This window comes from Leptodesmis sp. (genome assembly GCF_052746595.1).
Window position 1 is genome coordinate 1 of record NZ_JBRAGO010000068.1, and the last position, 24,903, is coordinate 24,903.

The 24,903-nt window shown below is 49.4% G+C and carries 23 protein-coding genes and 1 pseudogene; 14 read left to right on the forward strand and 10 right to left on the reverse strand.

Features of this window, described 5'->3' with window-relative positions; all coding sequences use genetic code 11:
• Together ACUVQO_RS15110 and ACUVQO_RS15115 are read left to right on the forward strand one after the other, a co-directional pair.
• The coding region (locus ACUVQO_RS15110) for a glycosyltransferase family 2 protein (protein WP_445926679.1) at window positions 1–1,285 on the forward strand (1,285 nt) is incomplete at its 5' end.
• The gene (locus ACUVQO_RS15115; RefSeq protein WP_445926680.1) at window positions 1,282–2,394 is read left to right on the forward strand and encodes an isomerizing glutamine--fructose-6-phosphate transaminase; all 1,113 of its coding nucleotides are present in this window, start codon (window positions 1,282–1,284) and stop codon (window positions 2,392–2,394) included. The genes ACUVQO_RS15110 and ACUVQO_RS15115, both read left to right, overlap by 4 nt.
• Here ACUVQO_RS15115 and ACUVQO_RS15120 read toward each other — a convergent pair whose 3' ends face one another.
• The 5 genes from ACUVQO_RS15120 to mfd all read right to left on the reverse strand — a co-directional run bounded on the left by ACUVQO_RS15120 (window position 2,395) and on the right by mfd (window position 8,094).
• Window positions 2,395–3,048 (reverse strand): hypothetical protein, encoded by a 654-nt coding sequence (locus ACUVQO_RS15120; protein WP_445926681.1) that lies wholly within the window; start codon window positions 3,046–3,048, stop codon window positions 2,395–2,397.
• 313 nt (window positions 3,049–3,361) lie between these two features.
• A complete protein-coding gene (locus tag ACUVQO_RS15125; RefSeq protein ID WP_445926682.1) occupies window positions 3,362–3,703 on the reverse strand; it encodes a hypothetical protein in 342 nt (113 codons plus the stop codon).
• A gap of 363 nt (window positions 3,704–4,066) precedes the next feature.
• Window positions 4,067–4,225 (reverse strand): hypothetical protein, encoded by a 159-nt coding sequence (locus ACUVQO_RS15130; protein ID WP_445926683.1) that lies wholly within the window; start codon window positions 4,223–4,225, stop codon window positions 4,067–4,069.
• A complete protein-coding gene (locus tag ACUVQO_RS15135; protein WP_445926684.1) occupies window positions 4,216–4,437 on the reverse strand; it encodes a hypothetical protein in 222 nt (73 codons plus the stop codon). Before ACUVQO_RS15135 ends, ACUVQO_RS15130 begins: the two co-directional genes overlap by 10 nt.
• 24 nt (window positions 4,438–4,461) lie before the next feature.
• Window positions 4,462–8,094, reverse strand: a complete 3,633-nt coding sequence (gene mfd / locus ACUVQO_RS15140; protein WP_445926685.1) for a transcription-repair coupling factor — start codon at window positions 8,092–8,094, stop codon at window positions 4,462–4,464.
• Window positions 8,095–8,354: 260 nt separating this feature from the next.
• On the opposite strand from mfd, the gene ACUVQO_RS15145 reads away from it, so the two are divergent.
• Window positions 8,355–8,618 (forward strand): DUF1830 domain-containing protein, encoded by a 264-nt coding sequence (locus ACUVQO_RS15145; protein ID WP_445926686.1) that lies wholly within the window; start codon window positions 8,355–8,357, stop codon window positions 8,616–8,618.
• Here ACUVQO_RS15145 and ACUVQO_RS15150 read toward each other — a convergent pair.
• The gene (locus tag ACUVQO_RS15150) at window positions 8,595–9,368 is read right to left on the reverse strand and encodes an HAD family hydrolase (protein ID WP_445926687.1); all 774 of its coding nucleotides are present in this window, start codon (window positions 9,366–9,368) and stop codon (window positions 8,595–8,597) included. The genes ACUVQO_RS15145 and ACUVQO_RS15150 overlap by 24 nt on opposite strands.
• Window positions 9,369–9,438: 70 nt before the next feature.
• Between ACUVQO_RS15150 and ACUVQO_RS15155 the strand changes: the two genes are divergently transcribed.
• The 5 genes from ACUVQO_RS15155 to devC all read left to right on the forward strand — a co-directional run bounded on the left by ACUVQO_RS15155 (window position 9,439) and on the right by devC (window position 14,559).
• Window positions 9,439–9,723, forward strand: coding sequence for a hypothetical protein (locus ACUVQO_RS15155; protein ID WP_445926688.1), 285 nt, complete (start codon window positions 9,439–9,441; stop codon window positions 9,721–9,723).
• A 30-nt stretch (window positions 9,724–9,753) separates the two neighbouring features.
• On the forward strand, window positions 9,754–11,103 hold the full coding sequence (locus ACUVQO_RS15160; RefSeq protein WP_445926689.1) for a peptidase M15A: 1,350 nt from the start codon (window positions 9,754–9,756) through the stop codon (window positions 11,101–11,103).
• A 79-nt stretch (window positions 11,104–11,182) separates the two neighbouring features.
• Window positions 11,183–12,004, forward strand: coding sequence for a hypothetical protein (locus ACUVQO_RS15165; protein ID WP_445926690.1), 822 nt, complete (start codon window positions 11,183–11,185; stop codon window positions 12,002–12,004).
• A gap of 220 nt (window positions 12,005–12,224) precedes the next feature.
• Entirely contained in the window at window positions 12,225–13,376 is a 1,152-nt protein-coding gene (locus ACUVQO_RS15170) for an ABC exporter membrane fusion protein (RefSeq protein ID WP_445926691.1), read from the forward strand.
• Window positions 13,377–13,401: 25 nt separating this feature from the next.
• A complete protein-coding gene (gene devC / locus ACUVQO_RS15175; protein WP_445926692.1) occupies window positions 13,402–14,559 on the forward strand; it encodes an ABC transporter permease DevC in 1,158 nt (385 codons plus the stop codon).
• 260 nt (window positions 14,560–14,819) lie between these two features.
• Here devC and ACUVQO_RS15180 read toward each other — a convergent pair.
• The 4 genes and pseudogenes from ACUVQO_RS15180 to hetZ form a co-directional block, all read right to left on the reverse strand.
• A pseudogene (locus tag ACUVQO_RS15180) lies at window positions 14,820–14,975 on the reverse strand (ISKra4 family transposase); the annotation flags it as partial.
• A gap of 86 nt (window positions 14,976–15,061) precedes the next feature.
• Window positions 15,062–17,341: a transglutaminase TgpA family protein gene (locus tag ACUVQO_RS15185; RefSeq protein ID WP_445926693.1), complete on the reverse strand. Its 2,280-nt coding sequence runs from the start codon at window positions 17,339–17,341 to the stop codon at window positions 15,062–15,064.
• Between the two features lie 73 nt (window positions 17,342–17,414).
• A complete protein-coding gene (locus ACUVQO_RS15190) occupies window positions 17,415–18,416 on the reverse strand; it encodes a hypothetical protein (RefSeq protein WP_445926694.1) in 1,002 nt (333 codons plus the stop codon).
• 51 nt (window positions 18,417–18,467) lie between these two features.
• Window positions 18,468–19,622 (reverse strand): heterocyst differentiation protein HetZ, encoded by a 1,155-nt coding sequence (hetZ, locus tag ACUVQO_RS15195; protein WP_445926695.1) that lies wholly within the window; start codon window positions 19,620–19,622, stop codon window positions 18,468–18,470.
• Between the two features lie 210 nt (window positions 19,623–19,832).
• Between hetZ and ACUVQO_RS15200 the strand changes: the two genes are divergently transcribed.
• The 6 genes from ACUVQO_RS15200 to ACUVQO_RS15225 all read left to right on the forward strand — a co-directional run bounded on the left by ACUVQO_RS15200 (window position 19,833) and on the right by ACUVQO_RS15225 (window position 24,832).
• On the forward strand, window positions 19,833–20,306 hold the full coding sequence (locus tag ACUVQO_RS15200; protein ID WP_445926696.1) for a hypothetical protein: 474 nt from the start codon (window positions 19,833–19,835) through the stop codon (window positions 20,304–20,306).
• Window positions 20,307–20,432: 126 nt separating this feature from the next.
• Complete coding sequence (locus ACUVQO_RS15205) at window positions 20,433–20,789, forward strand: hypothetical protein (protein WP_445926697.1); 357 nt, start codon at window positions 20,433–20,435, stop codon at window positions 20,787–20,789.
• A 123-nt stretch (window positions 20,790–20,912) separates the two neighbouring features.
• A complete protein-coding gene (gene ycf46 / locus ACUVQO_RS15210; protein ID WP_445926698.1) occupies window positions 20,913–22,424 on the forward strand; it encodes a stress-responsive protein Ycf46 in 1,512 nt (503 codons plus the stop codon).
• Between the two features lie 134 nt (window positions 22,425–22,558).
• Complete coding sequence (locus tag ACUVQO_RS15215) at window positions 22,559–22,912, forward strand: DUF1257 domain-containing protein (RefSeq protein WP_233743329.1); 354 nt, start codon at window positions 22,559–22,561, stop codon at window positions 22,910–22,912.
• Between the two features lie 153 nt (window positions 22,913–23,065).
• Complete coding sequence (locus ACUVQO_RS15220) at window positions 23,066–23,920, forward strand: 3'(2'),5'-bisphosphate nucleotidase CysQ family protein (RefSeq protein ID WP_445926699.1); 855 nt, start codon at window positions 23,066–23,068, stop codon at window positions 23,918–23,920.
• Between the two features lie 132 nt (window positions 23,921–24,052).
• Window positions 24,053–24,832: a PspA/IM30 family protein gene (locus tag ACUVQO_RS15225; protein ID WP_445926700.1), complete on the forward strand. Its 780-nt coding sequence runs from the start codon at window positions 24,053–24,055 to the stop codon at window positions 24,830–24,832.
• Window positions 24,833–24,903 lie beyond the last annotated feature (71 nt).

Sequence of the window (24,903 nt, forward strand, 5' to 3'; positions counted from 1 at the left end):
TCGAGCAAATAGTACTGCCTGTGATGGTAGCTCTGTTGTGGTGCGGCTCGATGAGTTAGCCGAAGGTGGCGGCTTTGTGACTCGCAGTGTTTCTGAAGATATGTATACCGGCATTCGGATTAGCGCTCTGGGCTATCAAATTGTTTATCTAGACGAAAATTTGAGTGCTGGTTTAGTGCCCGAAGATGTACCATCCCAGATTCTGCAGCGACAGCGATGGGGCCGGGGCAGCATGCAGGCGTTTTTTTTGAAGGAAAATCCTTTAACTATTCCTGGATTAACTTGGCGGCAACGAATTGCTTACATGGAAGGTATTTTTCAATGGTTCAATAGCCCGATTCGGATTGTCTTTCTATTTCTGCCGATCGCTGTCACGTTCTTTGATATCGTCCCGTTCTTTGGCACTCTACACGAATGGATTTACTATTTCCTGCCGTTCTATCTGGTGCAGTTATCAACACTTTCCTGGCTGAATCATCGGGCTAATGCTGCATTTGCCTTAGAAGTCTACTCTGTGGCCACCTGCTTTCCCATTGCTGCAACTGTACTACAAACTCTGTTTCGTCCATTCGGTAAAGGATTTCAGGTTACTCCCAAAGGCTCCAGTTCTACCAAGGTTGTTTTTCGGTGGAAGTTAGCCGCACCATTGATTGGGCTAAGTATCCTTACTTTCTTTAGCCTTCTATGGGAGGGTTACCATCTGCTCGATCCGGGTGACAATTTCATTAAGCCTGCAACCCTGGAATATTTCAAGCTAGGGCTGATTTGGAATGGATATAACCTGATTGTACTGGGGTTAGCTATTCTCAGCCTTTTCGATGTCCCCAAGCCGTCCATCTACTCCCCTCTCCACCGTTGCTACTCAATTCACTTGCAGGTGGGCGATCGCTGTATTGAAGGCACAACGAACTGGATTTCCGAAATTGACGCTGAAGTAAATTTGCCTAGGGAGGAAGCCATCGATCGACTGTTGCCAGGAGACTCTGTGGTGCTCCACATTTCCCAGGATGGATTGAGTCTCAACACTAGTATTGTTACTATTCAGCCATGCTCTAACTCAATCACACTGCAGTTGAAATTTGAGCACCTATCTTCTGAGCAGCATCGTGATTTAGTGGAGCTACTGTTTTGTACCCCTGGTCAGTGGCACCGCCAAATGGCCCCCGGAGAATTACAAATGCTGGGATTGCTATTGCGGAGCTTGCTGCAGCCACGAGTATTGTTTAGCCAGTCTGGGAAACCAGGCGATTGTCTTAACCCAGTGCCAATGAGGAGTCCAGGGTGAAAGATGTACTGAGTTCAAACTGGCCACACTGCATGCTGCAGGAAATTTATCAGCAACCGGAAGTGGTTGCCAAGTGTTTGGAGAGATATGGGGGAGTAGGAATTAGGGATTGGCAAGCAAGGATTGGGGAACAGGAAAGCGAAATTCATATTTTGGCCTGTGGTAGTAGTCGTCATGCTGGATTGGTGGCTCAATATTGGCTGGAGCAACTGGCTGGAATACCAACGCGAGTACGATCGGCGTCTGAGTTTCAAGAGGCTCCCTGGCCGTTGACTCCAAATACTTTGACGATCGCAGTCACTCAATCCGGAGAAACGGCAGATACGCTGGCTGCTCTGCGATTAGAAAAAGTTCGCCGCGCTCAATCGGGGCATATCCAGCAGTCCTCCTGGCTGGGGATCACCAACCAGCCTGGAAGTACCTTGACTCAGGAAGTTGATCACACCCTGTTGACTCTGGCAGGTTCAGAGATTGGAGTTGCCGCAACCAAAACGTTTACAGCTCAACTGGTAGTGTTTTTCTGTTTAACGCTGGATTTAGCAGTTCAACGGCGAGCCATAATAGAGGAGAACTTGTCCCAACTGCTGGTAGCCCTGCGACAAGTCCCCGCATTGATGCAGCAAGTTCTGGAGCAAGAAAAAACAATTCAGGATCTAGCTCAGCAGTTGGTTGCAGCAGAACATTGCATTTTGTTGGGACGGGGTGTGAATCGGGCGATCGCGCTGGAAGGTGCTTTGAAGCTGAAAGAAACCACTTATCTTCATGCGGAAGGATATTCTGGAGGAGAGTTTTTGCATGGCCCAATCGCTTTACTTGATGCCAGGGTGCCCGTGGTTACGATCGTGCCTAATGATTCAAGCTCTGAGGTAATGCTGGCTACGGTTGAAAAGGCTAAAGCCCACGGTTCTCCAGCAATCGGCCTGGTCAGTCAGAATTTGGCCGCTCAAACAACATCGTTATTTGACTCGCAAATTATCTTGCCTGACCTGGACTATCGACTTTCACCCCTATTAATGGTGATTCCCCTGCAACTGCTGGCTTATCATATAGCTGTTTTGCGGGGATTGGATGTCGATCGCCCCAGAAATATCACGAAAACCCTGGCTTAACTACAGTTGACTGGTACAGGGGAATTTCACCTCACCAAAGTGAATCGAGAAAGCAATTTGCAAATTCTCCAAAGATTCAATTAGCCAGTCGATACCATCAGCAACGGGTTCATAGTGCTTATACAGTGAGGCAAATCGTTTTTCCAAATTCGATCGCACACTGGTGCAAAGTAACAGTAGTTTAAGCAGCAGCCCAACTGTCAGAGTTGCTCCCACATTATTAATCAAGTCAATAAAGGTTAGGTGGTGGCTGAACTGCTGCGGATTGGCGATCAATGAATCGACCAGTTGATGGCAGGTGCGAGTGACCAGGAACTTGTTCAGATTCTGGGTATCGCTTTGAGGCAGGGTATTTTTAAGCTGGGTGTACAGCCAACCATTGAAGTGGTGCTTGCCATAATCCGGTTTAGCAGCATCAATAGAAGCAATCAGATAGCCATATAGATAATCCTTAAAGACTCGATAGGGCTGCTGCTGATTGCTGTAGATCTGAAAGCGTCGAGCCAGATCCTGATAGGTACAGGTGCCTTCCACTGGGCCAATGAAATGCTTCACCGTTCTCCTTAGCTGAGAATCGCTCAACAGAGTCGGATTTTTGATCTCAACACTGGAGGATCGAACCGTACCATTGGTTTTTTGTACCAGGAATGTCATGTAGCGAGACAGATCCCGCTCAAACTTGCGTTGCCGCTCCGTCTGCAGGTGTCGAATTGTCTCAAATTCGTGATCGCTAGTGTGACTTCCCAGACAGTAAGGATAGAGATAGGGATAGCGATGGATCAGGTTCCGCAGCGATCGGGGTGCTCCCTCTCTGCTGCCCTCAGACTGGAAAAATCGATGAGCGCGGCGACTTCTGGCGTAATCAGGATAGTCAAAGTCTTCCCCTTCTTCAACTACATAGGCTAATCGCTGGAGTTGACTGGTACTCCTCGGTTTGCAAAAACTGATAGACCAGTCGCCTGAGTCGCTAATTGGCGGGTAGGTTAACTCCCCCTCTGGGAGCCGCCTGCAGGAGATACACCAGTTCTGCGATCGCCCAACGGAAGGAGGGCTGAAACCACCAGAAGTTAATCAAAATCCGGCAGCAGCGGTTGAGAACGAATTTAAACTCTTCGTCTGCGGAACGGGACAAGACCAACTTATGCAGGGTGTCGAGAATCTCTGGATCGGGATACTCAATCCCGTCTATAAACAAGGATTGAAACCGATCCAGTAATTGATCTGGGGCTTCCACCTTACGGCAAGTGATCAGATGGTCGTATAACCGTTGTTCTTCGAGACTGGACGATCGGTAATAAGGAATGCTCATGGTAGCGGGGAACCTCGGTAGACAGTCGCCTGATTAAGATGTCGGAATCTCCCAAAGATTTACGCCCAATCAAGAAGAATTGATACCGATTCAAACAATAGATGCGATCGCTGCCTGCTGAAAATATGCTGACAGCCTGGATTACCCAATCCAACATCGCAATTCTAGAATTCAAAGGGGTATGAAGAAGGTATTTCTTGGGAGATAAAAATATTGGTACAGAATGAAGAGAATTGTATGAGTTCGAATGTTTTATCCCTATTGATATAACTGACACTTATTTAACTGGCTACGCTGTAATTGCCTTTGCAAGGATCGCACAAGCCGCGATCGCCCCGAAAGTGTAAGGCTTTCCCTCTCTAACTAGACAGAAAGTTTGCCGGAGAAGAAACGACTGGGAATGGGACGCTCATACACCATGACCTGTTCCACTCGATCTGCTTCAGCGAAGCCCATTTCTGCCAGCACCGTATTCAGCTTCTGAGCAAAAGTTTTCTGATTGTCGATCGGAATTATGAGCAATTCATGCCGATTAAAATAAGCACCCACACTGCCAGAGCCAGCAGGCCAAACAGAATACCTACAGTAAAGGGATTCCCAGCGCCATCTGCAAGAGCGGAGTTACCCACACCCTGATGAATTAGAAGCACCACAATCAAGGTGGTGCCGACGAAGTAATAAAGAAAGGTCGGTAAAAAGCCAGGGCCAGCTTGCATTGTTAACTGCCTATCCATAGTTCAGTGCTCACCATGCAGACTCTACACCAAAACGGGTTCTGGTAAAGCGCCTTGCATTTTGTTTAACCAGTTGATCAGGTTTTCCAGTTGCTGGTCAGCATTGAGGACTCCCAGACCCCGCACAGTTACTTTGCCAGAAGAATAGACAAAGCGAGAATGGAGATGCTCCGGTAGATTGGCCTTCAACAAATTCCAAGCGGGTTCCTCCATCGGAGTTTCCATTACGACGTGCTGCTTGCCGTCTGGCTTGATGCGAGAGAAGCCCAACTTCTTCGCCACCTGTTTCAGTTCCATCACCCGCAACAGTTGTTGAGCCGCCACAGGAATTGGGCCATAGCGATCGCTCCAATCTGCCGCAATCTGAGCCAGTTCCTGTTTGGAGTTGGCCGTTGCCACAGTGCGATAGGCGCTCATCTTTTGATCCAGATCTGGGATGTAATCGGCAGGAATGAACGCCGTCAGGTTGAGATCGATTTGCGTATCTTCGACCTGGGGAATTTCCTGGCCGCGAATTTCTCGAATCGCCTCCTCCAGCATTTCCACATACAGATCAAAGCCCACCGCATCCATCTGTCCCGACTGCTCCGCCCCCAGGAGATTGCCCACCCCCCGAATTTCCATATCCCGCATTGCCAGTTGATAGCCGGAGCCCAGTTGGGTGAATTCCTGAATCGCCCGTAAGCGTTGCCGTGCCGTATCCGTCAACTGGCTGGCTTTGGGGTAGAACAACCAGGCATGGGCTTGAATTCCTGCCCGTCCGACTCGTCCCCGCAACTGATAAAGCTGGGACAGGCCAAAGCGTTGTGCATCTTCAATCAAGATGGTATTCACACGGGGAATATCCAAGCCGGATTCAATGATAGTGGTACAGACCAGGATTTCTGCCTCCCCTTCACTAAAAGTCAGCATGGTGGATTCCAGTTCGCCCTCCTGCATCTGACCGTGGGCGATCGCAATCCGGGCTGTGGGCACCATTTCCTGAATTCGGGCCGAGACTTCTTCAATTCCTTCGACCCGTGGCACGACATAAAATACCTGTCCCCCCCGATCGAGTTCCTGCCGAATGGCAGATCGCACCACTTCCGGGTCATAAGGAGCCAGGTGAGTTTTGATCGGACGACGAGAGGGTGGCGGTGTGGTAATCAAACTCATTTCCCGCACACCAGACAGGGCCATGTAAAGGGTGCGGGGAATGGGAGTGGCACTCAGGGTGAGTACATCGACCTGCGTTCGCAGAGATTTAATCTTCTCCTTCTGGTTCACCCCAAACCGTTGTTCTTCATCCACCACCAGCAGCCCCAGATCTTTGAACTGCACTCCTTTCCCCAGCAATTGATGGGTCCCTACAACCACATCCAGTTCTCCGGTTGCCATGCGTTGCAGAATATCTTTCCGTTCCTGGGCCGTGCGGAAGCGGTTCAGTAAGCCAACCTGAATCGGATAGGGGGCAAACCGTTCTTTTAGCGTATGGTAATGCTGCTGGGTGAGGATTGTCGTAGGAGCCAGTAACGCCACCTGTTTGCCTGCCGTCACCGCTTTGAAAATGGCGCGAATGGCAACCTCAGTTTTACCAAAGCCCACATCTCCACAGACCAATCGATCCATAGGGCGATTGCTCTCCATATCCTGCTTCACATCCTGAGTTGCCTTCAACTGATCGGGAGTGGGCTGGTAGGGAAAGGAATCCTCCATCTCTTGCTGCCAGGGCATATCGGCAGGATAGGTAAAGCCAACCTGTTGGGCACGCTGGGCATACAGTTGCAGCAGATCCACCGCCACCTTCTTGATCGCCTTGCGGACTTTGCTCTTGGTCTTCTCCCAAGCTTTCCCCGACATTTTGTTAAGTTCAGGGGCTTTCTCACCCACCGCCCGAAACCGAGATAGGGAATTTAACTGATCTGCCGCCACCCGCAACAAGCCATCTGCATACTGGATCACCAGATACTCACGGGTTTCGTGATTGATCACCAGACTTTCCAGCTTCAGGAATTTGCCAATTCCATGATTCCGGTGGACAACATAGTCTCCTGGTTGCAACTTGTTGGGATCCACCTGCTTAGAGGCCGCCCGTCGCCGTTTGCGAATGTAACTGGGAGTCGCCAGAGTATGCTGACCAAAAAACTCCCGATCGGTCACCACCACCAACCGAAAGGTCGGTAGAATAAACCCTTCCAGTTCCGCCAGTCCGGAGTATTTGACCGCCACCGGAGTATGTTGCCCCTGCAATTTGTCGATCGCCAGATAATCTTTGGGATTGGGCACAAATTGAGCCGGGCAATCATGCTCCTGCAACAGCGCCACCGATCGCGAAGGCTGCGCCGACACGAGCCAGATGGCAAAATTGCGATCGCGTTCTTCCCTCAAGGTTTCTGCCAATCGAGCAAATTGGTGAGGAATCGCGGGAACGGGACGGCTGGCAAGGTTGATGGGAGAGTTAAGAGTTAAGAGTGGAGAGTGGAGAGTTGTTTCAACAAGTTCGGAGAGGTGAAGGCAAGCGAACCGTTCGACATCCGCCAGAGAATCGGCAAAAGAGCGATGAATTTTGAAGGGTTTTTTGTCTTTTGTCCTGTGTCCTTTGTCCTCTGCCAGGGACGAATGACCCATAACCAGTGGCGGCTTAGCCCCCGCTCCTTGATCTCCGATTCCCAATTCCCAATTCCCAATTCCCAATTCCTGCCAGTGCTCTTCCACATGCTCAAACCAGCGATCGCTGTGGGCCTGACATTGCTCCAGTTCATCAATGGCAACCAGCGTATTGTCCGGGAGGTAATCCAGCAGGGAAGCGGGGCGATCGAAAGCAAGGCCCAGGAATCGACGCGCACCTTCCAGGCTCTGTCCCTGCTTAAACAGTTCCTGCTCTTCAGGGGATAGGTAGGCTTTTACTTGCTCTGCTTTGGCCCCTGTTAAGGCCACTTGAATCAGAGGCGTAAAGCTGGTGGGGGTAATGGTGATCTGATCAATCCGATCCAGCGATCGTTGTGTAGCTGGATCAAATTCCCGCAGTTGGTCTAATTCATCCCCAAACAATTCCAACCGTACAGGCAACTCCGATGCGACCGGAAACACATCCACAATGTCTCCCCGACAGCTCCACTGCCCTTCCGTCTCTACTAGGGAAACTCGCTCATAGCCCAGCCGTGCCAGTGCATCCCCCAGCGTTCCCAGGTTCAGTTCCATTCCCTTTGTTAGGGTTAAACAGTAAGCCCGCAATTGTTCAACAGGCGGCAGGTGAGGTTGCAGGGCGCGTTCAGTCGCAACGATCGCGAAAGAATTTTGGATTTTGGATTTTGGATTTTGGATTTCCCCAATCCCCGTTTCTTGAATCAAATCTGCCAGCACCTGTAACTGTCCCCAAGCAATTTCGGCTTCTGGATCAAAGGGTTCGTAGGGTGAAGACTCTGAGGTGGGATAAAAATTGACAGTCTGCCAGCCCATGATTTCTAATTGGGCACTCCAACGACCGGCTTCTTCCAAGGTGGCAGTTACGACTAGCAAAGGACAGGATTTTGCCTGAGCCAGGGTCGAACTGACTAATCCTTTTGGCAACCGAGCTAACCCCGTAAGCTGCAAGCACCGATGCTGATCCAGTTTTGTAAGCAGTTCCGAGGTGAGGGGCGATCGCCCAAGGGCACGAGTAATAGAAGACAGAGCCATAGATCCGACCAATACCGACAGGGCAAGAGATAAGTGTATTTCACATTGTAAAGCGATGCCTACAGTGCCAACGGCTCCATTGGCAACAGCAACACCGCTGAATGAATTTTGTATCTTTTCTCTATGAGAGTTAAAAAGATATGAAGAATAAACATTAGGATGTATCAGACTAGACTTTTTTTGTACCTATAAGACTTTTAGACTCATAGAAGTACGGTTGACAAAAAAGATCCTTAATAAACACAGCTTTCTATAGAATCATGGATCAATTGCTATCGCCCCTCCCTGCTTCTTCTGATAACCAACTCCTGTGCTGTTACACAAACCAGACCGGGCAAATTCAGGTCATTAGAATTAGCAACATTCAAAACTGGTACTTTGAGCGAGTCGTTTTTCCAGCCCAGAGATTAATGTTTGAAGCACCTTCAGAAGCCCATTTAGAAGTTCACGTCGGTTCTATGGCAAGTGCCATCCTGGCCGATCGCATCTCCTGCAAAACCTTACAAGTGCGAGGAGAGGCATAACATTCGAGCCAGTTCACAAAACCCTTCCCCTTCGGCAGCGGTGGTGATGTAAGTAGGCTGGTGTTTCAGGCGATCGCAGTAATTTCTAATATTGGCCACTCCCACGGATAGAGGAAACAGGCTGGAGTCAAACAGGCTTTCGTCATTGGGGCTGTCTCCGACTGTGAGTACTTGCTTTGGTTCTAAGCTGGGAAAATAGTGTTCAATCACCTGCAACAGTCCAGTCGCTTTACTTTGCTCTGGTCGTTTCAGATGACATTGCACCGTGCTGTAGGTAAAGTCCCAGCTCTCTTGATGGCAGCGATCACTCATCTTTTGCAGTTCCACGTCTGTTAAGCCCTGCACGTCAAATGTCCAATCTGTCAGGCGAAAGCGGTTGTCGTCCGACTCTTGAAGCTGAGGAAATTCCGCCTGCAATCGTTGGAACAATTCCGCCAATTGCTGACGGTGATGCTTGAAGTCGGAAATTGGCACTAATAAAGAGGTTGCTTGACTGGAATAGAAAAGGCCACCGTTTTCACACAGCGCTCCTGCCACAGGCAAATAATGTACTAACCCACTCACCCATCCAGCCGATCTTCCCGTTACAATCACCACTGGAATCCCGGTAGTCTGCAGCGCTGTCAGTGCTTGCAATACTTCCGGGGTAAATTTTTCCGCGATCGTTAATGTCCCATCCATATCCGTAGCGACCAAGCGCACAGTGTCCAGATGATCTATATCAACCTGAGATAGAAAAGAGAGAGGCATAGGGAGGGGGAAGAGTTGAGAGTGATAAAGTTTTGAGTTCTAAGTTTTAAGTGTACGCGGATGTCTACCCATGCCCCTCCTTTCTCCCGACCAGCGCAGCGATTTATTTCAAAAAGCCGCTCACCGAGCAGGTATTCACAAACCAATTCTGGCGGCTCTCCATCAGGTACATCAGGAACCTCACTTGCCAGATGGAGAGATAGGATTGGGAATTGTACCTGCCAATCGAATTTCCCCAGAACAGGTTAATTCCTTGATTGGCCAGGTCAACTTTGGGGCAAACACAGTTCGGAGTCTAACCTACTCCCTGATTGCCCAAGGGTGGCAGGAACCCGATCTATGGAACCGGGAATAGGGGCGCTACAGCGATCGCTTTCTCCGCATCGTGGCCAAAGGGTACATTCCTGCGCCTACTGATCCCCTGCCTGCACGGTTGGAACTTTGTGATTTTAATGCTTTACAACAGACTTACAGTCAGCAGGTGTTGGCTGAGTTACAGGCCGCAGGAGCACCAGAAAATCAGATTTATCTCGATCAAGCTTTGCTGTCTGTAGCCCAGGAATTTGCCAATCATTATCTGGGTTTGTCCTATCAACGCAGTGCTTTGTTGGAACTTGTGCGGCTCTGGTTAGGATTGGATGATCGGGAGCGGGCGATCGCGCTTTTATCTGATACTCACTCAAAATCAACCAGTTCTAGCCCCTTCAACCTCGATACTACCCTACTGCAATTTCTGCGCCAAGCATTATCCGTTTATGTTGGCTATCCCCATCAGCGAGAAGCGTTGCTGAGCCTGGTGCAATACTGGCAGCAAGTAGAATCACGAGAAGCGGCGATCTGCGCCTTGCAACAAGGGATTGATCCAGCAACAGACACCACGGCTCTGGATGCTGCTGTGATAGCCTTTATTCAGAAATTGCCCCACCGCTATCAGGGACAGGGAACCCAGCGGAACGCTTTAGTAGAAGGGTTTCGGCACTGGTACCAGTTGGATAGCCGCCCTGCCGCCCTGGTCGCTTTGGGTGTGAATCCTGATTTATTCAGTGGCACAACTCCAGAACCTGCCGACCTACAAAATGCCACCACCCAAACCGATCGCGGTCTTACAGAATTCATCCATCACATCCCCGATCTTTATCTGGATAAAGAACTTCAGCGAGAGGCTTTGCTTTACCTGGCCCAACTCTGGTATGGCGTAGCTTCCCCAGAGCAAACCATTCAATCCTTGCTGGCAGACTATCGGCAAGTAGAGGCCGCTCATAGCGATAGTCCCGATGCCCTGGCTCCACCCCTACCTCTGCCTCGGCTGCCCCATCCTGCTGATTGGACAGTAGACAGCGTGCAACTCCAGGCTGCCATCCTTCCCGGTGGCAGTTTTACCTGGGCAGAGGCAACTCAGGGAGGGCTTTACCTGCCTACCAATCAACCTCTTGTAGAAGCCATCGTGCAAATGGCTGCACTGATACAACAGGCCCGCGATCGCCTGGGTCGTCCCCTGACGATCGTGCGCTGGTATCAGCCTGCTGATGTGTCCGCTGTGCCGGATCCTTTACGCGCCTCACGTCATGCCTTGGGCCTGGCGATCGTGTTCTATTGTCATGGGTTGACCGGGAACCAACTATACTGGACTCTCAATCCCTGGTGGAGGGGTGGATTGGGTCGCTATATTCGCTATCCTTACCTGTGTTATGTCGATGCTCGGAGTGAGCGTGCCCGTTGGACACAATATGAATAAGACGTAAATTGTTCAGCTACTTTTTTGAACTTCTGGTGCATCTATTACAGCCCCTGTTGAATTTTGGGAACTCTACATTATGAAACAAGCCTTCGAGAAAAATTCTATGTCCCTGCCTATCTTTATCCCAGAACCACTGCTAGCCCAAGCAACTAATAATGGAGCTAAACCTAAAACCTCTAAAACGGTTGAAGCTCCTAAACCACTAGAAGTCTGTCCCACCCAACCCTGGTTGCTGGCTTCTGGTGCCTTGCTGATACTGTTAGTCGGTCTGGGTGTTTTTTCCAAAAAAACTACCGATAAAATTGCTAAACAACTAAAGTTTGAAACCTTTAAAAACCGAGAACTCCAGAAGAAACTGAAATTTGCGGTGGAAACGATCGGGAAGATGGAACGCAACCCCGACCTGATCCACTCCCGCGAGTTCAACCTGGATTATCTGCGGATTCGGATGGAAGAAGAGTTATTCCACTTCGCCATCCTGAACCAGATTAAAGTGAAGATCAAAGATAAGATCAGCATAGCTTTGCGGCCAGGTCAGGGTAATCAGGGTGAAATTGGAATTGCCAGTACCGGGCGACACATTGATGAAATTTTTGATGTGGAGTACGAGCCAGGAGATATGCCCAAAGGTACGAAACGGGTGTTATTCCGCATTGAAATCAAAATCTTCAAGCTGCCAACTCAACCGACTTCCGTTACCATTAATCAGATTATTGATTGCATTGAAACCTTCCTCAGTCCAAGCGGGGATAACGGCATCTGGCAACCCACCATTCAGGGACGAATTGTTAATATGCATTGGGATCAAAAAGCTAAACCAACCCCGCTGCTGGTCTTAGAGCAGACCCAGGAAGGATCCAACGTTACCTTTAAAACCACTCGGATGGCTCACAGGTAGTTCTCCCCTTTGCTTCAGCCAATATGTGTCACAATCGTTAACGAAAGATTTCTGTTAAAGGCTGGGATTCATCTAACTAAACCAAGTCCAGCTAGAAAGCGGTCGTTCTCCGATCAGAAAAACTTACAGTTCTGGACTTAGATCAGGCTTAGATTAATCTCCTTAAGAGAGTCGCGACAGAAAGACTGTAAACATTGGATGTGACAGAGGGTGGAACTCCTTGGGCGAGCGACAGTTATTTAAATCTTCTGGTGCCTGGATTGCGGTACTGATTGCGTCAGCCTTGACCTTGGCAGGCCTGGGTATATTTCTGGCACTACGTCCGTCCCAAACTAATCAGAGTCCATCTGGATCAACATCTCCGGCTGCCAGCAATCTAACTTCTCAGGAGGGTGAAATTGCTGCCTTGGGTCGCCTGGAACCAGAAGGTGAGGTGATTAAGGTGGCTGCTCCTTCTACCTCTGGAGCCGTGACTCCCATTTTTGGTGCGCCACGAGTAGCCCGTCTGCTGGTTCCAGAGAGAGCACAGGTGAAAGTAGGTCAGGTGATTGCTGTTCTGGATGTGTACGATCGCTTCATGGCTGCAGCGGTTGAGGCTCAGGCAGGAGTTCAGGAAGCCCAGAGTCGTCTAGCCCAGGTCAAGGCAGGCACAAAACGTGGTGATATTGAGGCCCAGGCTGCAACGGTGGAAGCCCGGAGAGCCTCGATCGCCAGACTCCAATCAGAGTTGGAAACTGCCAAGTGGGAATACCAAAGGTATCAGGCCCTGTTTAAGTCGGGGGCGATTTCGGAACTGGAGTTGAGAAATCGGCAACTCAAGTTCGAAACAACTGCACGTGAGCTGGATCAGGCCAAGCGAGAGTATGATCAGGCTGTGAAGACATTATCTAGTTTGGCGGAAGTTAGACCGACTGACCTACAACAAGCGAAAGCGGCCGTCAATGTAGCATTGGCTAAATTGCAACGCGCCAAAGCAGATTTGGAAACCTCTGTTGTTCGTTCTCCCATTAATGGCCAGGTGATTAAAATTCACACCCGTCCTGGGGAGCAAGTGGGCACTGATGGGGTAGCTGAAGTAGGAAATACGAACCAGATGTATGCGATCGCAGAAGTCTATGAAACCGACATACAACGGGTCAGGCCAGGACAAAAAGCAACCATTGCCAGTGATGCCTTCCCAGGAGAGATTACCGGTAGAGTCGAGCAAGTTGGTGCGTTGATTCGCAAAAAAGATGTTCTGAATACTGACCCAGCAGCGGATACCGATGCCCGTGTTGTGGAAGTGAAAATCCGCCTGGATGATAGCCGCCGCGTAGCAGACTTAACAAACCTGCAGGTAAAAGTAAAAATTCAACCCCAGACAAACAGTTAGTTAAAAAGGGATAAGTGGCTAAAAAATGTTTGCGATTCCCCTGGCCTGGTTACAGCTGCAGCGTGAGAAAGTCCGACTGCTCATTGCCTTAGCTGGCATTGGCTTTGCGGTGATCCTGATGTTTATCCAGCTAGGTTTTCAGGATGCGTTGTTTGATAGCGCAGTAAATTTGCACAAGAATATGCAGGGCGATATTTTTATGATCAGCCCTCAATCCACTGCTTTGATTGCCATGCGGAGTTTTTCGCAACGGCGGTTATATCAGGCAGCAGGCTATCCCAACGTGGAATCCATTAATCCGGTTTACCTGGGATTAGCGCTCTGGAAGAATCCGGTGAACCAACGCACCCGCAGTATTCTGGTGATTGGCTTTGATCCAACAGAAGTCTTATTTACCAAAGACCTCGTTCCTGATCTGTCGCCGATTAAAATTCCGGATGTGGTTCTGTTCGATCGCAAGTCACGAGAGGAGTTTGGCCCGATCGCTCAGTTGTACAGCGAAGGAAAACCAGTACAAACCGAAATTGGCGGACGACGAGTTACGGTGGGTGGTCTGTTTGACCTGGGAGCTTCTTTCGGTGCGGATGGCAACATCATTACCAGTGATTTGAATTTCTTACGCCTATTTAATCAGCGGAAAAAAGGATTGATTGATGTCGGGGTAGTGAAACTGAAACCAGGCACAGACGTACAGGCTATCCTGACTGAGATGCGGAAAAACCTGCAGGACGTGACTCAGGATGTCAAAATCTTGTCCAAGCAAGAATTCATCGAGTTTGAACAAAATTACTGGCGCAGTAGCACGGCGATCGGCTTTATCTTCACCCTGGGCACAGCGATCGGCTTTCTAGTCGGTACTATCATTGTGTATCAGATTCTCTATACCGACATTACCGATCACCTACCAGAATACGCCACGTTAAAAGCAATGGGTTATCGTAACCTTTATCTGCTTTCGGTTGTATTTCAGGAAGCCGTGATTCTATCGGTTTTGGGCTATATTCCTGGCTTGTTGCTGGCAATGGGACTGTACACCCTGACTCGGAATGCCACCTCTTTACCCATAGCTATGACGATCGATCGCGCCATCCTGGTTTTTGTTCTGGCAGTAGTGATGTGCGTGATTTCAGGCGCGATCGCTGTTCGTAAAGTCCAGGAGGCGGATCCAGCAGATATTTTCTAAACCACGTCCAGCCAAAAATCTGAAGGCTTGCCTAAGAGGATGTTTTAAAAGCCTGTCTCTTTGTCACTCTGGTGCCTGAAGTCGCAACTATAGGCAGAAAACCTGCCGATGTAGGTTACTGAAAACCTTAATTTTTTAAGTCTGCATCGGCAGACAGGGTGGGTGTAGTCGCGGTTTTCACCACCAGATACTTTTAAACGCCCTCTAAGAGAAACTCTGGTTCTGGAATAATTTTGTTTGTCACCTTCTAGAGAGAAAATTCATAACTGATTATTGAGATAAGCACAGCGGTGAGCCAAAACTCTGGGGATATGCTCCCGTTTCCATCGCGCTCCGGAGATTTGCAAGCGACAGTCAATCTGCTTGATGCTCGATTCAACTGCTCCAGAACCAATGGAGCAAATGTTTTCAGCTTGCACACCATTACAAGTTAAGTCCCTCCAGCACGCTGGAGGGATTCGTCTATTGGGGGGTAGGTCGTCTAGAAAACCAGTTTCTTAAGTTATCGAGTTCGCTTGAACGAGGATTTTCTTAGGCTCTTCCAGGAGCGATGCAGTTCATGAAGATCAGGAGTCTTCCCTCCATAACGCCAGCACACATAAGCTTGAGAAATCTGCTCAACGAGCGTAGCGCGTTCCGTTGGTTGGGTCAGGCGGATCTGGTGAACGTATTCCAGGGGGGTTTGGGCCATGTGTTTGCCAATTCCTTGCTGAGCCAACCAATCCAGCATTTGTCGATACAGCCTTTCCATGGGGGGCAAACTTGCCAACCAGCGCCGATACCGCCAACTCCGCCACCCTCGCCAGGACAGCCAGCCTAGAAATCCTAACCCGACTCCAGTTAATAAGGCTGCAAATAGTCCCACCCAGCCTTGAGAGAACATTCCCACTAGCCAGGATGTAATGCCCACTATCCAGCCAATCATCGTCCCGGAAAATCGTCCTAGGAATCCTGTAACCGGAGAAGGCAACCAGCCTGCCACCCACTTCCAAAACTGCTGCACCACGCTGAAGGTCTGATCTTCTTCGATCGAAGGCGGAATTAGCTCATGACCGGGCAGCGGATCGAAGGCAAACCACCCAAATTTAGGAAAGTAAACTTCAGTCATTGCATAGGCATCGGTGTTCTTAACTTCATACAGCCCAGTGAAAGGATTGAACTCCCCAGAGCCATATCCGGCGACCAAACGGGCTGGAATGCCGATCGATCGCAGCATGATGGTCAGGGTCGTAGAAAAGTGATCTGGATAGCCCCCTTTGTATTTGAAGAGAAATGCTTCGACCAGATCCTCCTTTGGATTGAGGTAGGGCAGATCCGGCTGTACCGAGTACTGTTGCTTCAAAGCCTGGGTCAAAAACAACGCTTTTTCATACACACTGATAATCGGACGGGGAGAAGTGGCCAGGAGTTCTTCGGTGCGCTTGCGGACTCGCTCCCGGATTGCATCTGGCACCTGCAGATAAACCTCTCGAATCTCTTTGTTGTAACTTCTGGAAGCCGTTTGCAGGCGTGTACGATCGCGATAAGGCACTTCAGAAATTACGGTATAGGTGAGTCCTTCTGGCAAGCCCAGAGGCGATCGCAGACTTCCTTCCGTGTCCAGAGCCACTTGAGGGGTGGGAAAAAACAGTTCTTTGGGCTGGGTGAGGGCTGGAATCAGGTTGGGTAGTTCAGACACCACGGTGTAGGTCTGAATCACTTCCTTCGTTTTGTTGATCGTGATCGGTCGGGGTAAGAAGAATTGATAAGACCAACCGGGTCGATTCAGAGTACGGGTTTGCTCATTGCGAGAAATCTCCCATCCCTGGCCCAAATACCGATCAAAGGCCAGCACCCGCCAAAATCCTTGTGCTTGCGATCGCACCCGCAGCACCACTTTGGGCTGCATTTGACCCCGCAAATTTTGATTGATCCGGGTATTGAACCCGTAATAAAACGTTTTATCCAGTTCTCCTGGCCCTGAAGCTTGTCCCCGTCCGATCCCTGCCTCAGAATTTCCAGCCAGGTTGCCATTTCTGACATAACCAGGATTAATAATTTGGCGGTTATTCTCGAAGCTTTGATTAACCTGGGAACTGACCGGAAAGGTGCGTAACTGGTAGCCCGGAAGCCGGGGCATAAATAGGAAAATGGTTAACCCCAACGCCAGAATGATCACCAAAAAGGTGGCTAATCGACGGGGAGACAAACCGGGTTGACGGAAGGGCGATCGTCCCCGCACCTGTCTCAAGTCCAGCCGCGAACGATAATCCAGCACCAGAACTGGTAGGGCGATCACCAGGAAAGCCAGCAATACCAGACCAAAAATCATCGTCTGACTCAAGGTACTAGCCACTCCAATCAGGATCAGTCCAATTACCATTGAGTAACCCAGATCCTGACGGCGCGGCATGTGGAAGCTATGCAGCACCAGCAACTGCACCAGCAACTCGGCCAGTACCAGGCGAGTATCGTTGAGTTGTTCCCGCAGGCCCAGTAAAAAAGCACCCAGGGCAATTAACATCCCGATCGCAATGCAAAACTTGGTGGAAATATTACGCTGATGCCGGTGCGACCAACTCCAATAAGCTCCTGCGATGCTTAAGGGAATGGCCCATAAACTCGTTTGAGTTTCAGCCGCCACATCGGTAGCGATAATCCCCACAATTACCATCGCCTGGGTCAGCACCCGCAGCAGTATGGATTCCTCTGTTTTTGGTAGGGGCTGAGACGCAAGCCTTTCCCAGAGAGGGCTAATCAAAGGTAGCGATCGCAACCAGACAGGGGCAGACGAGCTAGACATGGGTAATCCCGATTAAGCAAACCAACTTCCCTATCCTACCCACTGCACTCAGCAGCCCCACAGGCCCGTTGTACTATTCCTCTTGCAGACGTACCGTAAAGGTTAGGGGTGACTCAGCCTGATCCGACAGCACCACCTTTAAGGTATAAGCCTGACCAAGCTGCGGTTCCACTAATTCCATACCGAGATAGCCTGCGGTCGATCGGTGGCCGACTAAATTAAACTCAGCATCCTGTAATGACAATTGGCCATCACAGGGAAGGGCGACTTGTAAGCGAATGCTGGCAGGAGATTGGGCATCATAACTCGCCTTCAGCCGCACTGTCCCGAAATGACTTTCCCACTGGCGTTCTGCCACCGGACGGTAGGGACTCACAGTCAGAGTTAAGGCATTTAAGATTTCACGGGCAGCCAGCAGCGACAACACCATTTTTTGAGCGTGAGCCGCTGTTTCATAGCTACTCGGAAAATTGGCTCCAGCAGGAGGAGCAGTTGTAGCTCCAGAACGAACAGGAGAGGTCATTACCAAACCAGCCAAATGATTCAGAGCTTCAGGCTGGCCAGGAAACAACCCTTCCACGGCCTGTACTAGTTTAGCTCCCTCCTTTAGAGAGGATTGGGCAAGTTGCTGGCAACGTTCCAGCAATTTTGCCAATAAATCGCCAGGAACTTGAACGGGGAGTTGGATATTTTTTAGCTGATGGCTCCAGATCCAATCTGTTTCGTAGGCGTATTGTTCGGTTTCCCAGGGGAACAAGGGAGGATTTTTTTCAATCTCACTTTGTAACCGATTTTTCAACAGAGCATGATAACGGTCTTGCACAGCAGGTACATCTCCAAGCTTAAAGAGAGCCTCTTTTTGAGAAGGGCGATTTGACCCAGAGAAACCAGAGGATGCATTGTTAATGGTTCGAGGCGGTAATGGGGATGGTGGCTCTAAAGAGGTAGACGTGTCTGATGTAGTCCCGCCCAAAGACCGACTAATTGCTTCAGCGTCAACGCTGGAAGCCATTGGCAACAAGTCTTGTAAGAGGGCTAGTATCTGTTTCTGAATGTCCTCTGGGTCACGATTCATAATACAAATTCCTATTCATGGGTAGACATCTCGCATCCGGACACTAAATCCTTACAAATTTCCTAAATTACGAATCTCCCAGGCTAACTCTAGCAGTTTGAACCATAGTTTTTGGAGTTGGTTCAACGTACAACCCAGGGTTTGAGCAATGTTTTCGTCAGGGTGTTTTTGCTGTTTCAGGTTTAATAACTGCTGCTGTTGAGGTGTCAGTCGGGTCAAAAAGGCTTGCCACTGCTGAGAAGTCAGACCTAAATTGCGCTCTAGATCTGCTTCTAACCATTGATGAACTAATTCCCAACGATGGGAAAGAGCAAACCGAATTAAATGATATCTAAAGCGTTGTTGCAGGTAATCTCGCTGACGAGCCGTTAACCCCATGATGGTTTCAATCTCGCTGGCTGGTAAATCCTGCAGACGTAATACAAAATAGTCAGCACAGTCACTCTGATTGTGCTTATCCAGATAATCAATCAACTCAGAAATGACCGTCTGACGTAAGGTATCCTCTGCTGGCTCGGCTTCTTGGGCCACCATCTGTTCTCGAACCTGCTGCATTGATGCAGCATTCCAGGCTGATTCTCCTTCTCCGTTCATACCTTCAGTAGCTTGTTCAATGTCTACTGGCGTTTCCACAGGCTGCTGCTGCGAGAAAGTTTGAGCACGCAAAATAATTAATTGCTGAGTTCGGTGCCCCGGCAGAGGGATCCGCCGTTTGGCGTAGCGCTCTGTAAAAGCTAGATACTCTGCAATTTCCAGTTGCGTTTTGGGAGTATAGGTCTGCGCCATGTGATTTTCTCGGCGAAACGCATTTAATGCTTCTACGTAAAACCCCTGGAGAAAGTCGGCAATTAGTGGCAGGCGAGCTTGATAATTGGATGGCGTTTGAGGGGGAGTGATATAACGATAGACAACAGCACTGAGGGTACTGGCTAGATCGGTGAGTCCACTTCTCTCACCCAACTTAAAATAATGGACGCATTGCTGAAGGCGATGTTTAGCTAAAGTTAGGCCCCAGGATTCCGTATCTCCAGAAGCTTGAATACGTTTACTTTCGGCACAAATGCGTAGTACTTCCTTGGCTAAACGCTCTGCCACGGCTAGACAGGTTTGCTCAGAGGCATTGGTCGCCAGCCTGAGTTCGCTCAACAGTAGTTGAAAAATTGCCTCCACGTCCTGGCAGAGTTCCCCCATAACAAAACTATCCAATGGTTGACAATGATAAATAGCCAATGGTGTTGTTCAATTTTGGCAATGGCTGCTTTGCAGCGTCTGTAGCAAATTAGTTCAACACTAAACTTTTCTACTTAAACCTTGTCCAAGTCCAGAACCGGATTTTCTGTGATGGGAAAACGACCGTTCTCTAGCTGGACTTGGTTTAGAAATAGCAGGTTTGTAATACCAAGATGGACGATCGCCATGAGTTTAGATGCCCAAATTAAAGACCTGATAGATCACGCACCCCAGGATGGTACAACTCCAATGCTGGTAGCGGCGATCGCCCCTGTATTGAAAGAACTAGCAGGACGACTGCGCCATTTGCAATATTATGTTGCACAAACCTTGGACGGGAGTTGGGCCGTCACGCTACTAAGTCACGAAGCGCACCCTGATATACAAAAGCAGATTATTTACGCTTACCCCACCCTTAAGGATGTATCCAGTGGCCCTTACCCGATGCAAGACCCTCAAATGATTGCGCTCCCTCTTCCAGTAACGCACATTCTGTTCCAAATGGCAGCAATGGATACAGTAGACAGCGTAATCTTTTTTGAAGTTCCTGGTAACACTACCATCGGTACAGAAATTCAGCGAGCCGATTTACAGACTCTCATTCAGACCCAACTGCGGCATCAGACCACCGCCCCTAGGCTTCCACCAGATATTGCGTAGGGATGGCAGAAGACGAAATGTAAATAAAAGTAACAATATTGACGGTAAGACGGTTAGCTGTCTTGACAGCTTAAAAGGGGGTAGATATGCTGTAATCCATACCCGGGTACACAGACTGAGAGTAATATGCAAGACAAGTTAAAGGAAGATAAGCAAAAAGTAACGCTGTACCTGCCACAAGATCTGCATAAACAGCTAAAGATAAGGGCGGCGATCGATTCTGAGACGATGACAGATATTACTCAGCGAGCGATTGGGTTTTACCTAGCTCACCCTGAGATTGTCGATCAATATGAAGAGTCTCATGGTCAAGTTCATCGGGTATACAGTTGTCCAAACTGTTCGGCTCATGTAGTTCTTCGGGACGGTGAAATGGTTACCCTAAGCACTCAATCGAGTGTTCTGATTGAAGAAAGTCTACCGATTGAATCGAGGCCAGCCGGTGCTGACTCACAAGGTGAAGGGGAGCTAGTTCCCTGCTAGCGGTCTAGCGGTTTGGTTTGATTTAGTTTCTGAGTCTCTCTTTGTTTAGTTGCGTTACTGAGATGAATAACCTGGCAACCTAGTTGGGTTGGCATCTGCAATTACTGTAGTTGGGTTGGTGTTATGCAAGAAGAACTCAGCGTTTTAATTCGGGCTCAGTATCCTCTGATTTATCTAGTTACCTCTGAGGAAGAGCGGGCTGAGCAAGCCATTGCGGCGATCGCCCAACAAGGTAAACCCCAGCGACGCATGTTTATCTGGACTGTGACCCATGGGATTGTTGAGTATGGTCAACCTAGAAATGTTACTCAGCACAATACCGTCTCCCCGGAGGCCGCGATTGAATGGGTAATTCGTCAGCGAGACCCAGGGTTGTTTGTGTTCAAAGATTTGCACCCCTTCGTGGACTCCCCAGCTGTGACTCGGTGGTTGCGGGATGCAATCGCTAGCTTCAGAGGCACCCAGAAGGCAATCATTATGATGTCTCCAGTGCAGCAGGTGCCGATTGAACTGGAAAAAGACGTTGCTGTCATCGACTTTGCTATGCCTGATATGGCTGAACTGAATCAAGTTCTATCTCAGCAGCTTGATCTGAACCGCAGCCGCCGAATTACCACAGAAACCCGTGAAAAGTTGCTAAAAGCGGCTCTGGGGTTAACGCGGGATGAAGCAGAAAAAGTTTATCGTAAGGCTCAGGTTACCGCAGGTCGGCTGACTGAAGCAGAAGTAGATATCGTTCTATCGGAAAAGAAACAGCTTATCCGGCGCAATGGTATTCTCGAATACATCGAAGAGGACGAAACTATAGATTCGGTGGGCGGCCTGGAAGAGTTAAAACGGTGGCTGCGGCAACGCTCTAATGCTTTCACCGAACGGGCCAGAGAATATGGCTTACCCCAACCCAAAGGGATGCTGATTCTGGGTGTCCCTGGATGTGGTAAGTCTTTGATTGCCAAAACCACGTCTCGGCTGTGGGGCTTGCCTTTGCTGCGGTTGGATATGGGCCGAGTGTATGACGGGTCTATGGTCGGTCGCTCTGAAGCTAATCTTCGCAACGCCCTAAAGACGGCTGAATCCATCTCCCCAGCCATTCTCTTCATTGATGAGTTGGACAAGGCTTTTGCTGGCAGTGCTGGCTCAGCGGACTCCGATGGTGGAACGTCCAGCCGGATCTTTGGTTCATTTCTGACCTGGATGCAAGAAAAAACTTCTCCCGTATTTGTGATGGCGACTGCGAACCGAGTCGAACGGTTGCCAGGAGAATTTCTACGGAAAGGACGATTTGATGAGTTATTCTTTGTCGATTTGCCAAATGCGGAAGAGCGACAAGATATTTTTCGTATCCATCTGTCGAAGCGCAAGCGGGATACATCCCGGTTCGACCTCGATCAGTTGGCAAATGTAAGTGATGGATTCTCTGGTGCAGAAATTGAGCAGGCATTGGTGGCAGCCATGTATGATGCCTTCGCTCAAGACCGGGAATTTACCCAGCTCGATATTATTGCAGCGGTCAAGGCAACTCAGCCCTTGTCCAAGACTATGAGTGAACAAGTGGCAGCCCTGCGCGATTGGGCACGTCAACGGGCAAGACCCGCTGCGTCTTCGGTTGCTGAATATCAGCGACTCGAATTCTAAAGGCTTTCTCCTGCTCCCAACAGGATGAAAGGCTAGCAGTATGCTAGCAGTCTCACAAAAAAGCCGATAGCAAACTGTTATTGGCAGCTAACTTCAAAACGTTGTTCTCAACTCTCTATCAGGAGGAAACCCAAATGTCTCACTTTAGCACTCTGCGCACCAAGATCACTGACGCTGAAATCCTGAAGTCTTCTCTGCGTGATCTGGGCATCAGTGTGAAGACCGAAGCTGATGTTCGTGGCTACAATGGCCAACGTGTTCGCGCTGACATCGTTGCTGTTCTGGAAGGCGAATACGATCTTGGCTGGTCTCGTAACGCAGATGGATCCTTTGACCTGATTGCTGACCTGTGGGGTGTTGCTAAGCGCCACAACCAAACCGAGCTGATTAACTCCATCAACCAGAAGTACGCTGTGAACAAGACTCTGGCTGAAGTTAAGCGCCCTGGTTTGCAAAACGCTAACGTTAAGCTGGTGGTGCAAAAGTAGTATTCCCACGCGTTCCCAAACTAGCGGGCTAACCCAACCCTGGTTAGTCCGTTTTTTGATTCGCCATCCTCAAGAGGGCAGGTTTATCTAGATGCTTGGATTTCCTGAAAGCACAACAGATAAATCTATCCTCTTTGTAATAAGCTAAGGGGCATGGAACGGATTACTCCAGAATTAGCTCGGCAAATTCAACAGATTGTTCGTCAGTGTGGTTTACAGGCAGAGCAGATGGCCGCCGCCCCCTTTGAAATTGTGGAAAAGGGGCCTGAAGACTATGTGACAAACATTGATGCAATATTGGATCGACAGCTTTCAGTGGCTTTTTCCAACCTGTTTCCAGCAGATGGTGTGATTACTGAGGAAGATAGTCGATCGCGTCAGCAGTTCTATGATGACTACTCCCGCCTATGGTGTATTGATCCGCTGGATGGCACAGAAGACTTTATCTGGGGTAAGCGGAACTATGCTGTAATGGTTGGCTTACTGGAGAAGTATCAACCCACGGCAGGGTGGATTTATGCCCCCACCCAAGATCGGATGTATTTTGGTGGTCTGGATTGGGGAGTATTTGAAAGCGTGGGCGATCGGCCACCTGAAGCCCTATCTATCATTCAACCCGCTCCTCCCTCAACAGAATTTTGTCCGATTGTGATTGGGCATCGCGATCAGACCCGCTATGGAGCCGCGATCGCTCAACAAATTCCGGGAGTGCAATTTTATTCGATCGGCAGTTTTGGCTTGAAAGTGATGGAAGTCGTATGTGGGCGGGCCGGACTGTATCTTTACTTCAACGGCCGGGTGAAACTTTGGGATACAACCGGACCATTGGCTCTGGCAAAAGCGGCAGGTCTAATCTGTTGCAGTTTGGAAGGTGAGCCGATTCGCTTTTCTCCAGATGCGATCGACCCTGAGACTTTGGCTCATACGCAATCGATTCTTATTGGTTGGCCAGATTACATTGAGCAATTGCGTCCCAAGCTAGAAGTGGCCGCAAGCTTACAAAACTGAGTAGTACTAATCAGAGCTACTGCTGCTTCCTGGCTTCTGGCCTGCCTAAAAAAATTTTATGAAATTGGGCGATTGCACCCTGAAGTTTCTAAACTGGACATAATGCGTCTTTGAAATTAAGGAAAGCGAGTCATGGGATTGTTTGACCGTGTGAGTCGGGTTGTCCGAGCTAACCTCAATGATCTGGTTAGTAAGGCTGAAGACCCCGAAAAGATTTTGGACCAAACGATTATTGACATGCAGGAAGACCTGGTGCAAATGCGTCAGGCCGTAGCCAGCGCGATCGCCAGCCAGAAGCGCACCCAGCAACAATACAACCAGGCCCAGACCGAAGCGAACAACTGGCAGCAACGGGCACAACTGGCCTTGCAGAAAGGCGATGAGAATCTCGCACGGGAAGCCCTGGTTCGCAAAAAGACTCATTCCGAGACAGCAGCAGCTTTGCAAACCCAACTGGAACAACAAAATACAATGGTTGATACCCTGAAACGTAACCTGATTGCGTTGGAGGGTAAAATTTCTGAAGCGAAGACTAAGAAAGATATGCTCAAGGCACGGGCCAGTGCTGCCAAAGCTAACGAGCAGTTGCAAAGGGTGGTTGGCAATATGAGTACGGGCAGTGCGATGGCCGCCTTTGACCGCATGGAAGAAAAGGTACTGCAGATGGAAGCTCGATCTCAGGCAGCGGCTGAGTTGGCAGGCAGCAGCTTAGAGGCTCAGTTTGCGATGCTGGAATCGGGGAGTGATGTGGATGACGAACTGGCAGCGATGAAAGCTCAACTTCTGGGTGGAACCCCCCAAAATCAAGCGCAATTACCGGGTACAGTCAGCCCTGAAACTCCTTCTAAAGCCTCGACAGAAGCAGTGGATGCGGAATTAGAAGACTTGAAGAAAAAGCTCGACCAGCTTTAAGCCACCACTACACGGGTATTGACTACTCCCCGGCGTGAATGCGCGGGGATTCTAAACGGATGTTACGGGAC

Bases quoted from the DNA above. Each gene is read 5' to 3' on its own strand.
- ACUVQO_RS15120 (WP_445926681.1), bottom strand. From the start codon at position 3,048: ATGACATTCCTGGTACAAAAAACCAATGGTACGGTTCGATCCTCCAGT.
- ACUVQO_RS15125 (WP_445926682.1), bottom strand. From the start codon at position 3,703: ATGAGCATTCCTTATTACCGATCGTCCAGTCTCGAAGAACAACGGTTA.
- ACUVQO_RS15135 (WP_445926684.1), bottom strand. From the start codon at position 4,437: ATGGATAGGCAGTTAACAATGCAAGCTGGCCCTGGCTTTTTACCGACC.
- mfd (WP_445926685.1), bottom strand. From the start codon at position 8,094: ATGGCTCTGTCTTCTATTACTCGTGCCCTTGGGCGATCGCCCCTCACC.
- ACUVQO_RS15145 (WP_445926686.1), top strand. From the start codon at position 8,355: ATGGATCAATTGCTATCGCCCCTCCCTGCTTCTTCTGATAACCAACTC.
- ACUVQO_RS15150 (WP_445926687.1), bottom strand. From the start codon at position 9,368: ATGCCTCTCTCTTTTCTATCTCAGGTTGATATAGATCATCTGGACACT.
- ACUVQO_RS15155 (WP_445926688.1), top strand. From the start codon at position 9,439: ATGCCCCTCCTTTCTCCCGACCAGCGCAGCGATTTATTTCAAAAAGCC.
- ACUVQO_RS15165 (WP_445926690.1), top strand. From the start codon at position 11,183: ATGAAACAAGCCTTCGAGAAAAATTCTATGTCCCTGCCTATCTTTATC.
- devC (WP_445926692.1), top strand. From the start codon at position 13,402: ATGTTTGCGATTCCCCTGGCCTGGTTACAGCTGCAGCGTGAGAAAGTC.
- ACUVQO_RS15185 (WP_445926693.1), bottom strand. From the start codon at position 17,341: ATGTCTAGCTCGTCTGCCCCTGTCTGGTTGCGATCGCTACCTTTGATT.
- ACUVQO_RS15190 (WP_445926694.1), bottom strand. From the start codon at position 18,416: ATGAATCGTGACCCAGAGGACATTCAGAAACAGATACTAGCCCTCTTA.
- ACUVQO_RS15200 (WP_445926696.1), top strand. From the start codon at position 19,833: ATGAGTTTAGATGCCCAAATTAAAGACCTGATAGATCACGCACCCCAG.
- ACUVQO_RS15205 (WP_445926697.1), top strand. From the start codon at position 20,433: ATGCAAGACAAGTTAAAGGAAGATAAGCAAAAAGTAACGCTGTACCTG.
- ycf46 (WP_445926698.1), top strand. From the start codon at position 20,913: ATGCAAGAAGAACTCAGCGTTTTAATTCGGGCTCAGTATCCTCTGATT.
- ACUVQO_RS15215 (WP_233743329.1), top strand. From the start codon at position 22,559: ATGTCTCACTTTAGCACTCTGCGCACCAAGATCACTGACGCTGAAATC.
- ACUVQO_RS15220 (WP_445926699.1), top strand. From the start codon at position 23,066: ATGGAACGGATTACTCCAGAATTAGCTCGGCAAATTCAACAGATTGTT.
- ACUVQO_RS15225 (WP_445926700.1), top strand. From the start codon at position 24,053: ATGGGATTGTTTGACCGTGTGAGTCGGGTTGTCCGAGCTAACCTCAAT.